Source organism: Hominiventricola filiformis (assembly GCF_020686965.1).
Taxonomy (GTDB): Bacteria; Bacillota; Clostridia; order Lachnospirales; family Lachnospiraceae; genus Hominiventricola; species Hominiventricola filiformis.
In genome coordinates this window covers 102,650-115,619 of sequence record NZ_JAJEPS010000005.1, presented here as the reverse complement: position 1 = coordinate 115,619, position 12,970 = coordinate 102,650, and the positions used below count along the sequence as shown (strand labels likewise).

Genomic DNA, 12,970 nt, shown 5'->3' with positions numbered 1-12,970 from the left:
CGCCCTCAAGGACGCCCGGCCATTCTCATTTTGTCACGCTGCAGCAGCCAATGCCGGAGACTGGATGCTATCCGTGTTTTCCATCAGGTCAGCCATCAGCACATCCGCCAAAAGCCTTCCTGCCAAATGGCCGGTATGAATGATGACCCGATCCTTCTTCAACTGGATAAACTCCTTCTCACGAAGAATCCTGCTTTCCGCAGCCAGCGCCTTGTCGCTTTCTGTCAGCCTGGCAGTAATCACCCGCTGCCACTTCTGCAGAAACTCGGTCGCCTGCTCAATGTCCTTCTTCTGCCGGTCATATTCCGTCCGTTTCTGCCGCACTGTTCCATCTGGCTCCACTTCCAGCGTGTAATAGGCATGGAAAGGATCAGCCGTTTTACGCAGAAACATCACAAAGCTTTCTCGCCGCTCAATCCGGTCCCAGTAGCGGTCACTGCTGCCTGCACAGTGATGGAGCGCACGCCCCTCGGTAATAATGTCCAGAATACCGTCTGGCACCACTACCATGTAATCCGCATCGGCGTACTCATATTTCGCTTTGATTTCCTGACAGATAGCATTAACATGGGGGAATTTCTCCTCCATCTCCTCGGCCTGCAGTTCAATATCCTTCTCCTGGCATTTGAGCACCAGATCATCGTGGCGCCGCCGCAGTTTTCTGGTGCGATATACGATCTCATCATATACATCCATGTGCAATTTCTTTGCCATGGAAAGATAATCCTCCCAGGTACGCAATACCTCATGGCTGTTTCTCCGGAAGGATGGCATCTGACGCCGTACATAGTTATAGACCTGCACCATGCTCATGCGGTCAGCAATGAACTGGACATCCCTGGGGCTAATGTTCTGCTGACACATCCACAAAAGGACATTATCTGGGATTTCCCTGTCGGTGCCCTTTTCATATTGCAGCCACCGCAGCAGATCACAGCCTCCATTATGGAGCCGAAGTCGCTGAAACCTCCTGCTGTCAAGGCCCAGAGCTTTAATCAGACTCCCGGCACTATGGTTTTTGATTAGTTCACTGACTGTTCCGCAGGAACTGAAACATTCCTTGGTAAGCTTCGGCAGGTTCACCTTGCTGATCTGCTCCATTTGCGGTATCCGTTCAAGCACTGCCAGATATTTTTCCGGGTCAACACTTTTCTGCTTCCGAATCCAGTTGACCAGCCCTGTGCATCGAAGTTCCTTCTGTTCCAGAGTTGGCAGCGTTTTTCCATAGACCCGTCCATCATGTGAACCAGACCAACTATAAGAACAGGGGCTTCCGGAAATCCAGCGCATATTTCGCTGTTTATACAGACCCCAATAGTAGGTTCTTGGTTTTCTTTCCCGGTCATAAATCGTGCGCCGGATTTCCTGACAATAAAGCTTGGAGTTTGGAAGGCTTTCTTTCCCATATGTCCGGTCAGCCTGAAATTCACGAACTACAAAACCGTCTTTGCATCGCTGGATTAGGTAGGCAAAATGTTTTTCTGTCTGCATATACCCCGCTCGTCCATAGGCTTTGAATACCACCGGATGTCGGCAGCAGCTACAGCGGCCTTGTTGATTGTGATGGGGATGCACCTTGATCGGCACTTCCTTTTCGCAGTAGGTACAGTAACCTGTTTTGGCGCCGCCCTTTTTGTAGTGGTAGTAAATGTAATTTTGCCGGATGGCAACCTTATCCACCCAGCGGTTCCAGTCCTTGGGAAGCTCCGGCACCTGTTCCATATCCTTATCCCATGGATCAGTTTCCCGCCGGTGCCGCTGTTCGAGCTGTTCCTCACGCACATTCCGCTGAAACTGCCGGATTGCCTCTACCGCTTTTTTATTGATGTTCAGATATGCCTGTATAGATGTCTCATCTTCCTCGCTGACCCAGTAGGCTTTGGTATACCAGTATCGGCGCTTCCAGTCCAATCTGTCCAGTTTGGCCTCACACCATTTCTGGTTCAGGCTATTATAAGTAATAAATTGCCGCTTTTCTTTATCCAGATACACTTCGTAAGCTGGGCTATTCCCGTCTATGCGAAGATGCTCTGGGAAAAAGAAAGCCACCTTCAATATCCCATCCTGCGTGATGCATCTCAGGTAAACATAATACTCACAAACCTCCTGAACATATCCGTAGGCGATTTTTTCTTTTCTTGGCAAGTCTGACGCCGCGATCTGCTTCATCTCATCCGTCGCTGTCAGCTTGGGAAGTGCCATCAGGGCTCTTTTTTTCATCTCAATTCACCGTCCTTCTTGTCAAATCCACGCCATACCACACATCCGGCAGTAATGTGACACCATCAATTTGTCCTACAGCAACCTGTACGATACTTTCCGAATCCGGCGCTTCCTTCGCAAAAGCAAGGATGTCTCCCAGTCTGCCGGTGGCAACGGGGTCTTTCCCCCGTACCACCGCATAACCGCAGTTCGCCATTGCCCGGTTGGCTGCCACATGGGAACTCCACACCCTGCGCGGGTGATCTACCATGTAGGCCAAACCATGTAAAAACAGCTCCTCTTTGGTTAGCCGCTTAATCACAGTCAACTCCGTACAGGCGATTTTGGAGTCATGCTCATCTTCATCGATGTCGCCGCCGGCGTTGACAATATAATATTCCGAATGCTCCAGGCTGGAATAATAGCTAAGGCAGTCGAGCGGATTTTCCGCACAGTGAAATCCATTTTCCCTGCAATTTGCTTTTTCAGTCGTATTGAGCCCCATCACAAACTGATAGCCACGGCATATCAGCCCGGGGCGAAAACCCTTATAAGCAATCATTCTGCATTTTTCCTCCTTTGCCGGCTCAGCCTGCCTTTGCCATCCCAAAATCCAGCAGCGACATCTGCCCATCCTGAGAAGGCTTTTTTTCCTCCTGCTTGGGTGCCGCCTTGGGTTCCGTCTTTTTCTTCTCTGCCGCCTTCTTGGGTTTGCTCTTTGCAGAGGACTTCCCAGCATACGGCTTGGGAACAAACTTCTCCTCATCCTCATGGTCTTCCTTGGCATCAGGGTCACGGAAATAATCTTCCGCCCACTGATAGCACATATCATCCGGCACATCGCAGCCATATGTCTGCTGTCCGGGACCAGGGCGGGTTCCGCTTGCTTTTAGTTCATCCTGCACATAATCCCATGCCTTTCGGTTGATGTACTGGAAACAGCGGATCATGTTCTTTTTCGGATGCATCGTCAGACGGGCAAACGCCGTATCTTCCATACAGAGCATCTGGATATGCTCGGACACACATTCCTTCATATTTCGCCGTGTCAGTTTTTCTACATCGGTACTCACCCTCTGGGTAGAGGCCGCGATTACTTCTTCATCACTCATCGCTTCCAGACGGGCGATTTGCTCCTGCTCCGCGGCTTTCTTCGCCTGCTGTTTGGCGTCAAATTCCGCTTTGCGCTGGGCTTCAGCCGCCTCATGCTCCGCACGCTTTTTTTCTTCATCTTCTGCGGCGGGCGGTTGTGCCGAATTCCCCTCCTCAGCAGACTTCTCTTCCCCAGCAGGCGCTACTTCATCCGCAGGTTCCTCCTCTGCATCAGCCAAAGCAGTCTCACCGGCAGAAACCGAAGCCGCCGATACTGGGACAGTGTCTGTACCTACAGGCGGCACAGGCAAAGATTCCATCTCCTCCAGCTCAAAGGCTTCATCATCCTCAAAGGCTGCAGACGAATCGAACATACTGTTTTGCTGCTCCATTGCTATTTCTGAAAAAACACCCATTGTAAAATCTCCTTTCGCAAAAAATGGCATGGAGTAGGCCGTTATGACCCTTTCCATGCCATTGTGTGTTGCTCACAGCACATATAAAAGTGTGCTGAAGCTGTCAAAACAGTAGCAGACCACGCCAGTATACTGCCTTGACCATTCCTTGATTTTGTCCTGCACCTCCTGCGCAGTCTTTTGATTGCTCATGTTCCAGGGTGGAGGTACCGTTACGGTAAAGTAGCCATTCTCCAGACAACTTCTGACATCTGCCGGAAGATTGGAGCACTGCTCATACAGTGCTGTAATCTGGCTTTTCTTCTTTTCTGCAATACGCATCTGACCCCTATCCCTTCATTCCTGTTTTTGAGCAGGCTCCGGAAGTCTTTTACACAAGAATGGGGAGAAGCGTACCGGCGCAAAATCCCGGCAGTCATTCACATAGAAGTATGTGCGTTTGCCTTGGCAGTCCAGTTCCACCACATCAGATGGAGCCAACGGACGGCCTCTGTAATCTTCCGGCAAATGCTCATTAAAGTCCAGGAACAGGCGCCCCAGCACTTCCATGTCATTCTGCCCCTTTGGGCAACAGACCTCTGCGCTCCATACCGTCTGATAGGCGGCAGCAGGCGGCTGTTCATATCCAGCCTTACGCAGTGCATCCAGTTGCTTGAACGCGAAAGGTACCGTCTGTGTCTCACCCAGGCAAAGCTGGTAAATGCAAAACCTCCGGAAAACTCTCTGGCTGTCCAGAAGATCCTTCAGCACCTGATTGCCCTGAGCAAGAAATATCTGATACTCTTCCTTTGTCAGCCCCAGATACTCTGTCAGGTCCAAATCTTTCTCCGCTCTGGTGTGCCAAAGCTCGACGCAGCCATCTATATAAGTAAAATCACACTTACCGCACAGATATTGCTGCTTAAAATTCATTCTCTGCACCTCCTTTTCCCTCTGTTCTTTCTCCCGAAGGGCAAGCTGCCAATCATCAAACCCTTTATAATTCGGATTCCAGGTCAGCCGACGACATGCCATTCCATTTTTTCGGGCCATCAGATAGATCTTAGATGCCCCATTAGAGGTCATTTGGTTACTGTACTTATCCATATCATGAGCCTCAATGATCTCCTCAGTGCCATTCTGTGCCAACAGTGCAAACAGCGTATCCAACTGGCTTGTGTTGTTTGCGCCGGCAATCGCCGCAAAAGTCCGGTTTGTCAGGCAGTGTGAGATGTCTGCTTTCAGCAATCCCTCAATGACATAGACCACCCGAGCAGATGGATTGCCGATAAAATGTACCGGGCTCCCGGATGTGACACCCATATTTTTGGACGAGGACGAAAACCAGATGTATTTGGCTCCTGACTTATCCGGTGGATCATCTTTTTGCTTGAGCGGACTATCCAAAAGTATCTGCAGGCCATGTATCATACCGTCGTATCCCACAGCTGGAATCAAAATCCCTGCGTTTTTTCGGTAGAAGTTCATGGTCCAGCGCCCGCTGTCATCCAGATAAAAGCCGGGCACCCCCTCCACCTTGCATCCCTGTTTCATCAGCCGCTCGGTAATGGAGCGGCAAAGGAAAGGGGGTGGAGTGCTCTTGAACCCAATCCGGTCGATCTGTTCATCCGACAGTCCCCGTTTTGGGGAGTGCAGATGGTTGCGGTGGGCAGGCTGAAGAGGCAGCATAGCGAGCAGCAGCGAAAGCGTTTGATGAATTTCCTGTCCGCTGGCCCGTTCTGCTTGCTGCACTGTTTTTAGTTCGCCCCTCCTCTCATATCCGGCAAGGTCGGTCTGAGTCCCCGAAACCGGGGACCCAGTGCCAGCCTGCTGGTTTCCTGCCATCTCATATCCAGAGTTCGGCCGTTCCCTGTGAAAATCGTTGCACAGGGCTTCTCCTATCTCCCAATACGCATCGGATGTAGTCGTATTGTTTAGCCGCGCATAAAGCGCAAGCATACCGCCATGCTCATCACAATAATTGCACCGCCAGACATTTTTGACGAAATTCACATTCATCTTGCCGCGGCGGTCACCACAAAACGGGCAATCCACATATACACTGTTTGCCTGTCGGCGTCTGATTCGTAGATGTAGAAGTTCCACTACATCCATAATACCGAACGGAAAATCTCCTGGATATGAGTCCATCTGTTCTCCCTCCCTTCTTGGCCCCATAGATGGGGCTGCTTATCATCCGGCTTTCTGTGCGGCCATACCATCGAGCATGATCTGCGCCGCAGCACGAACGATATTGTTGGTGCTCTTGTTGCCTGGGGTGAGGTAGAATTTCAGACTCACCGGACGCTCCTTGGCAACTGTTGCCATGGTCTTTCCTTTGCTCAGACCGCTATCCACCACCACATTCTGCGCTTCTTCAAAGGTCATTACCTTCAAGATGTCTTCTACCGGAGTGCTCTCCGTATAAGAAGGCGCCACAGGCTGATCGGGTGCTTCCTGTTGGACAACAGGCGCCACAGGCAGTTCTTCCGGTTCATCCGATTGGAATACGGAGGCGGCCGGCTGCTCAGACGCATCATCCTGTTTTGGACTGCTATCCAATGTAACCTCGCGGCTCGGTACCGGCAGCTCCATATTGGGAGCATTCTCCTCTACCTTGCCGGCAGGCAGTGTATCCATATTCTCCTTCTCTTCTGCAGCCATCTGCTGGACAGTGGGCTGTACCGGAGAAACCGGGGACTGTTCATTCTGAACCGGCTTTGCCGCAGGTTTCTGAATAGGCGCCGGACGAGCAGGCGCATTACGGCGCTCTACGGCGTTCTGAGGCGTTCTCTCCAGCTGGGCATGAACTTCCCCACCAGATTGCCGCAGCGCCGCTCCAGGGGCTTCTACGGGCCTCTGCGCCGCATTTGGCATCGGTTGCTGGATATGAGCTGTCCCGGAAAGCGGAATACTGCTTCCAAACACCTTGCCCGTACTGTCAACAGCAACATCGGCAAACTGCAGACCAAAACCGGCATCCGACAGCGCAGCACTCAATGCCTCATCCTGGGCAGCCTGCACATAGTCGGTACCTTCTTCCGCACTGTGCTGCGAGATGTAACTGCTAATGGGCTCTGCATCACTGCGGTCCAGATAGACTCTGGCCTCCATAATCGCAAGCTGTTCCGTGATCCGCAGGGTAGTCAGTTTCATGCGGCCCTGGGGGTGGCGCAGACGGAACCACAGTTTCTGATAAGGCAATTCCAACTGCAGCATTTCCTCATTTGTCTTTCTGGACACCTTATGGCGCAGAAATTTGAGCGGGTCAAAGCCCGGCACCTTGTTCAGTTCTGCCACTGCCGGAATTGTTTTGTACATCATAGGCATCGGATTACTTTTTTCGTTCATGTTGGAAACTCCTTTCTGACATAAAAATAGGAGACGCCAAGTGCTATTTCTGCATCTGACCTCTCTTTTTTAACTTGCGTTCTTCAATTGTTCTTCCAATGCAGCTGGAATGGGGATACCGGCTTTCTTTGCGTAGGCTTTGAAATACATCTGGATACGCATACCCAGCAGCGTATTTCGCTTTCCAATCTCATTACGATGGATTGCCATAAACAATACCTGTTTCTGCCCAATCAGCACCACCCGCTTTTTAGCGCGCGTGATTCCAGTGTAGAGCAGATTACGATACATCATGATAGTGTGCGCTTTGAGCAGCGGCATAATGACTGTTTCATACTCAGAGCCCATAGCCTTGTGGATCGTAGTAGCATAAGCCAGATCCACATTGCTCAAATCATCTACGCCATATTCCAGCGTCCTGCCAGCACCAAAATCCATGCCGATCTTTTTGCCCTGGTCAGTGTCCTTAATATACCGGATGAAACCCAAATCACCATTAGATACCTTTTCTGTGTTCTTGGTCTGCATGATGCGGTCATTGATCCGGAATATCTTGGGGCCAAACTTGATTTCCTCCTCCGCAGAGCGGAATGGGTTGACCAATTCACGAATGGTCTCATTCAGCTGTTCCGACGACGCGGCGCCTTCTGAACGGAAAGGTGAAAGAATCTGCACATTCTCAATGCCACTCTCCTGTATCTCCAAACAATACCGTTCTGTAATCTTTTCAGCGGTGTCTTCCTGACTATCACCAGACACGAAAACAAAGTCCGGTCCGTAAAACAGTTTGGTATTGCCCTCGTTGATAAATTTGGCATTATAGGCAATCAGACTATCCTTCGACTGACGGAAAATCTGATCCAGCACCGTTACTGGGACGATTTTGGTTTCGATGATTTCACGAAACACATTTCCGGCTCCTACGCTCGGAAGCTGATCTGGGTCGCCTACCAGCACGATTCTGGCATTTATCTTCATGCGTTCAAAAAATTTCTCAGCAAGCCACATATCCACCATGGAAAACTCATCCACAATGATTAAATCGGCCGACAGTGGCTCTGACTTTCTGTTCCGGCTACCCTCATCCTCTTCACTGGTCAGTCCCAGACCACTGTGTAATGTTCGGGCATCCTCAAAGCCGGTACTCTCCGACATCCTGCGGCTTGCCCGACCGGTAGGTGCCATAAGAGCAATTTTGCCATCAGGGTACAGCCGCCGGTAAACCTCAAGTATCGTCCGCAGCACTGTTGTTTTACCAGTACCAGGAGAACCCGTAATCACTGACAAGCCATGCCTAAATGCTGCATAGACCGCAGCCTCCTGCTGTGCAGACAAGCGCAGTCCCATTTCAACCTTGACCTGTTCCAGTACCGGCGCAATATGCTCTACTGGCATCTGGGCGACCAGACGCTGGGCGATCCGGCGCGCCGTTTCGTCCTCTTGGGCAAACACTCTGGGAAGATAGATATTATCCTTCACGGAAACGATTGCTCCATTCAGGATCATTTCCTGCATCATATCCCTGACTTCCTGCTGATGCAGGCGAAGCTCCGGTACAGGTATCTTCTCATTGAGCAGTTTCAGCGCTGATTTCTCCAGTTCTTCAGAACTGATGTACAGATGGCCTCGTTTACTCTTGCCCTCATCCAGCGCACAAAAGACAGCCCCTTTGATACGCATAGGGTCATGGAGATTGCCCCCGCTCTTTTGTACGATTGCATCTACCCGCCGAAATCCAAAGCCGGAGATCTGGCAAAGCTCAAATGGGCTCTTTTCCAAAATCTCTACGCTGGTCGGGCCGAAATATTGATATATTTTCAATGCCGTCTTGGGAGTAATCTTAAACGGTGCCAGCAAGGTCATAATTCCTTGGAGCATACGGTTTTCTGCATAAGAAGCTTTGATGTCCTCCAATTTATTTTCCGTAATGCCCCGGATCTCCAACAGCCGCTCCGGCTGGTGTTCCAGAATATCCAGTGTGTCCACACCGAACCGCTCCACAATGTCTGCGGCGGTTTTGGGACCAATCCCTTTGATAAGCCCGGAGGCAAGATAGCCCTCTACGCCGTTTTTTGTTCTGGGCACAATTTCACGCCACTGCTCCACCTGGAGCTGGACACCATACTTGCCTTTTGCCCATTCCCCATCCAGTTCCAACTCTACCGCATCTGTCCGTGGAATCTCATACCCCACAGCTGTAAAGCGGATCAAATGGTCTTTGTACCGCCTGTTTGACCTGGCCTCAGCTGGCACGCTCTGGTCTGCGGTTTTTACACTGACGATACAAAACTTATTGGCAGGATTATAAAAAATCGTCCCGTCGTAGGTACCAATACAATTCATCCTTTTTCACCTCACTAAGCGGCCTCCATAATCGAGGCTCTAACACTGAACCGTCTGGATTCGGATACTGTAACAAACTGTTCGTAAATATCCGGATGCTCCAGTTTCAACCGAAGCAGGTTATCCTTGTCGATGATGGACTTGCGAACAGGGGTATAGGTAACCGTATAGTTCACTCCCTCCTGCTCACAGACTGCAGTACAGCTGGTACCCATTTCCGCAATCAACAGCGCCTTCAGACGCTGAATATCCTTGTCGATTTCTTTGGAGTACACCTCTGCATTTTTCTTTTCATCCAGAAGCCGCAAATACTGCATGAGTTTTGCAGTCATATCCAGGTCGAGTGCAACGGCCGGGGCATTTTTATCTGCCGGGCCAAAGTGTTTGCGTGCGCTCTCAATAATCAAGGCCCCACTTTCTGTATAGGGCGGCGGCACATGGCGCTGCACATGGTTTTCCCAGAAATACTGCTCCAAAAAGACCATCTCAGCCTCATACTCGAAATCACGCTTGACCTCCCGGATAATAACTTCCTCCTCGTTGTTACCATACAGGCAGCAAAAGAAACATCGGTCAAGATCCGTTACTGCCATATAATGACGCCCCTGAGATTCATAGTAGACTGGAACAGTCTCCTTCCCATTCATCCACCAGTTATCTCTGGCATTATAGTTTGTGGTCTTGATCTCAAGGATCGCTGTGGTGCCATCCGGCAGTTCCACAAAGTAGTCCACATCAGCCAGCATCCAAGGATACTGTGGGTGCTGGAACATCTTTTTGATTTGGTAGACCCGATATCCGGTTTTCCGCTCGAATATCTTTGCTACCAGAGGCTCCAGCAAATGCCCCATTTCCATGGCAACCCAGTTGCCCTCATCATCTTCCACTGACGCTATGTTCAGTTTGTCGTAGTACAGATCCCTGGCTGTCCGGAATGGAGAAGTGCCAAAGATCGCCGATACATCGCTGCCGCCGATTCCACGGCGCCGGTAATCCAGCCAGTCTTCTTCTGAAATATCTGCCGTTTCTACCAGCACCAGCGGTTCATGCCGCTTTCGTTCAGCACTATTGCTGCCGGACATATCAAATCCCCCTTCGTGATCTTCGGGGCAAAATAACTGCCCTCGCCATTGGTGCAACATTTCGGGGCCGGAGCGAAGATACTGCCTGTCTCTTCATCTTCCAGTCCGTGGAATGTGCCGGCTTGACCCGCCGACCATTCTGCTTTCTTTTCTGCTTCACATTCATGTACATGACCTGCCTTTCTCAGTTTTGATTTATCCTTAAAGCCCTTTCAGGCTTACAGGCAATAAAAAAGCGAGAATGACAGACGGCATAAAGCCTGGCGCCCATAGTTGCCTATGAACCGATGTCATTCTCGCAATGGTGGGTAAATCCCATAAAATAAAAAAAGCCAGCAATATACCGGCCTGAAAAGGCGCAGTGATACTACTGACACAAGTACAAAATTAACAGCGTGTGCAATGCAGTCATTACTCCGCAACACAAGCCCTAAAGCCTGTGTACCCTGACGGGCAACGCACAAAAATCAATTACATTGCAATTCTAACACAATATATAGTGCTTGTCAATTCAAATATTCTATATATTGATTTTTGGATTTTCTTTAAATTTTCTTTCCTCTTTGCAGAAGTTCTTTCTTCCCTGCCTATTTATAGGATGTATCGGATCATTTGGTAATACCGGATGATCCCTACACTCTTTTAGTACCTTGACAAGTTCATAACCTCTATGGGGAGTTATACAGGAATTCTGGACAGTGTGCGATGACCACAGAAGCGCGCCCATAATCGAAGTGCTGCACAGCAGCAGCCTGAAATACACGGCAGAACCGTTCTGGCGTAGGAAATGGCCCCATTAGAGTTCTTTTGTTATTTCAATACCTCCTGACCTCAAGACCGTTTTCATTGTTTTTGTTGAAAACCTTCTTCTACAAATCGTAAGGGATCATTGTAATCGAAAAAAGGAGGACGATTATGGAGAAAAGAAAACCGAATGACCTACCGCCGGAGCAGTGCTTGGCTGTTGATACCGATACCCTTTGCAAACTGTTGTGCTGTGGAAGGCACACTGCAGTACAGATTGGGGATCTTGCCAATGCACGCATTACCATGAACACCCGTGTCCTATGGAGTGTCCAGCGTATCAAAGAATATCTTTATGATATTTCCGGCTAAATAACCATGCCAGTAAGGCGCACTACACTTTTATAATCAGGAGGTACCAGTAATGGCAAAAGTGAGAAAAGACAACAAAGGACGAAATCTTCGGCCTGGAGAAACACAACGGGCAGATGGCAGCTATATGTATGTCTACAAATTAGGCACTAAAAAGAAATATCTTTACGACTCCGATCTCGCAAGTCTTCGTGTCAAAGAAAAGCAGATCAACAAAGATAAGGATGATGGCATCCGTACTCAGGAAGCCATGAAGCTTACCCTGAATGATATGTTCAAGGTCTACATGAATAACAACATCAAACTGAAGCCCTCTACCAGAGCAAATTATCTTTACCTGTGGGACTTCTATGTGAAAGAAGAGCCTTTCGCTAACATGCCTCTGCCACAAATCCACAGAAGTGATATTCTCGCGTTTTATACCAAACTGCTGAAACACGGCTTTGCTATCAACTCACTGGAGAGCATCAACACCATTGTTCACCCTACGCTTGAAATGGCCGTGGACGACGATTACATCCGCAAAAATCCCAGCAAGGGCATTTACCGCAAGCTCAAGACGGATGGCAGCGCTCCAAAGCCTAAACGGCGGATCGCACTCACTAAAACGCAACAGCAGAATTTCCTGCGTTTTATTGCCAAGTCCCCTACATACAGCCATTGGCTCCCCATCATGACTGTGCTCCTTGGAACAGGAATGCGTGTAGCAGAATGTACCGGCATTACCAAAAGCGATATTAACTTGAGCGAAAACACAATCTCGGTCAACCACAACTTAATCTACCGGGTCATTGACGGAAAAGCCGGATTTCACATTACCACTCCCAAAACTGAGAGCGGTACACGAATTATCCCTATCCTCTATCCAGAGGTGGCCGAGCAGCTTCGCCTCCAGATTGAAACCATCGACGCATTGTATCCAGACGATCAACTGGTGTTAGGAGGAGTTCACGGTTTTGTTTTCCGCAACCGAACCGGCTCATTCATGAGCGCCCACAATATCAATCGGGCGATTGAGAGAATCAGCGTAACTTACAACATGGAGGAAATGGATCAGGCTGAACTGGAAGACCGTGAACCGGATCTGCTCCCTCATTTTAGTGTTCACAACTTGCGGCACACCTTCTGTACCCGGCTCTGCGAAAGCACCAACGATGTTAAATTCATTCAGCAAGTCATGGGGCATGCCGATTTCTCTACTACAATGGACATCTACACCCATATTACACAAGAGAATATGCAGGAGAAGGCAAAAAACATTAGTGTGAACATGAAGCTGATGTAAAAAGAAAGGCGAATCTGCATTTTATAAGCAGATCCGCCTTTCATATTGCTTCATCCGGTTTCGTAGGGTCTCGCGCAAAAGTTGTAGAAAAGTTGTAGTAACGC

At 49.5% G+C, this 12,970-nt stretch carries 10 protein-coding genes; 2 read left to right on the top strand and 8 right to left on the bottom strand.

All coding sequences use genetic code 11. The features are described from left to right. Positions 1-33 precede the first annotated feature (33 nt). The 8 genes from LKD36_RS06975 to LKD36_RS06940 all read right to left on the bottom strand — a co-directional run bounded on the left by LKD36_RS06975 (position 34) and on the right by LKD36_RS06940 (position 10,465). Positions 34-2,220, bottom strand: coding sequence for a PcfJ domain-containing protein (locus LKD36_RS06975; RefSeq protein ID WP_118668488.1), 2,187 nt, complete (start codon positions 2,218-2,220; stop codon positions 34-36). Between the two features lies 1 nt (position 2,221). Continuing rightward, positions 2,222-2,764, bottom strand: coding sequence for a DUF7666 domain-containing protein (locus tag LKD36_RS06970; protein WP_050624134.1), 543 nt, complete (start codon positions 2,762-2,764; stop codon positions 2,222-2,224). Between the two features lie 25 nt (positions 2,765-2,789). Continuing rightward, a complete protein-coding gene (locus LKD36_RS06965; protein WP_182439116.1) occupies positions 2,790-3,710 on the bottom strand; it encodes a PcfK-like family protein in 921 nt (306 codons plus the stop codon). Positions 3,711-3,782: 72 nt separating this feature from the next. Beyond that, positions 3,783-4,031 (bottom strand): hypothetical protein, encoded by a 249-nt coding sequence (locus tag LKD36_RS06960; RefSeq protein ID WP_025529719.1) that lies wholly within the window; start codon positions 4,029-4,031, stop codon positions 3,783-3,785. 15 nt (positions 4,032-4,046) lie between these two features. Then, positions 4,047-5,840 carry a YodL domain-containing protein gene (locus LKD36_RS06955; protein ID WP_118668487.1) on the bottom strand — a complete coding sequence of 598 codons (1,794 nt, stop codon included), beginning with the start codon at positions 5,838-5,840 and terminating at the stop codon, positions 4,047-4,049. Between the two features lie 42 nt (positions 5,841-5,882). Next, the gene (locus tag LKD36_RS06950; RefSeq protein ID WP_118668486.1) at positions 5,883-7,040 is read right to left on the bottom strand and encodes a hypothetical protein; all 1,158 of its coding nucleotides are present in this window, start codon (positions 7,038-7,040) and stop codon (positions 5,883-5,885) included. Between the two features lie 69 nt (positions 7,041-7,109). Continuing rightward, positions 7,110-9,383 (bottom strand): SF1B family DNA helicase RecD2, encoded by a 2,274-nt coding sequence (gene recD2, locus LKD36_RS06945; RefSeq protein WP_118668485.1) that lies wholly within the window; start codon positions 9,381-9,383, stop codon positions 7,110-7,112. Positions 9,384-9,397: 14 nt separating this feature from the next. Beyond that, entirely contained in the window at positions 9,398-10,465 is a 1,068-nt protein-coding gene (locus LKD36_RS06940; RefSeq protein WP_118668484.1) for a YqaJ viral recombinase family nuclease, read from the bottom strand. Between the two features lie 915 nt (positions 10,466-11,380). On the opposite strand from LKD36_RS06940, the gene LKD36_RS06935 reads away from it, so the two are divergent. Together LKD36_RS06935 and LKD36_RS06930 are read left to right on the top strand one after the other, a co-directional pair. Next, a complete protein-coding gene (locus LKD36_RS06935; protein WP_003501914.1) occupies positions 11,381-11,581 on the top strand; it encodes a hypothetical protein in 201 nt (66 codons plus the stop codon). Positions 11,582-11,633: 52 nt separating this feature from the next. Then, positions 11,634-12,866 carry a site-specific integrase gene (locus LKD36_RS06930; RefSeq protein WP_006874387.1) on the top strand — a complete coding sequence of 411 codons (1,233 nt, stop codon included), beginning with the start codon at positions 11,634-11,636 and terminating at the stop codon, positions 12,864-12,866. Positions 12,867-12,970 lie beyond the last annotated feature (104 nt).

Excerpts from the sequence above, each read along its gene's own strand:
- LKD36_RS06975 (WP_118668488.1), bottom strand. The coding sequence starts at position 2,220 with ATGAAAAAAAGAGCCCTGATGGCACTTCCCAAGCTGACAGCGACGGAT.
- LKD36_RS06970 (WP_050624134.1), bottom strand. The coding sequence starts at position 2,764 with ATGATTGCTTATAAGGGTTTTCGCCCCGGGCTGATATGCCGTGGCTAT.
- LKD36_RS06965 (WP_182439116.1), bottom strand. The coding sequence starts at position 3,710 with ATGGGTGTTTTTTCAGAAATAGCAATGGAGCAGCAAAACAGTATGTTC.
- LKD36_RS06960 (WP_025529719.1), bottom strand. The coding sequence starts at position 4,031 with ATGCGTATTGCAGAAAAGAAGAAAAGCCAGATTACAGCACTGTATGAG.
- LKD36_RS06955 (WP_118668487.1), bottom strand. The coding sequence starts at position 5,840 with ATGGACTCATATCCAGGAGATTTTCCGTTCGGTATTATGGATGTAGTG.
- LKD36_RS06950 (WP_118668486.1), bottom strand. The coding sequence starts at position 7,040 with ATGAACGAAAAAAGTAATCCGATGCCTATGATGTACAAAACAATTCCG.
- recD2 (WP_118668485.1), bottom strand. The coding sequence starts at position 9,383 with ATGAATTGTATTGGTACCTACGACGGGACGATTTTTTATAATCCTGCC.
- LKD36_RS06940 (WP_118668484.1), bottom strand. The coding sequence starts at position 10,465 with ATGTCCGGCAGCAATAGTGCTGAACGAAAGCGGCATGAACCGCTGGTG.
- LKD36_RS06935 (WP_003501914.1), top strand. The coding sequence starts at position 11,381 with ATGGAGAAAAGAAAACCGAATGACCTACCGCCGGAGCAGTGCTTGGCT.
- LKD36_RS06930 (WP_006874387.1), top strand. The coding sequence starts at position 11,634 with ATGGCAAAAGTGAGAAAAGACAACAAAGGACGAAATCTTCGGCCTGGA.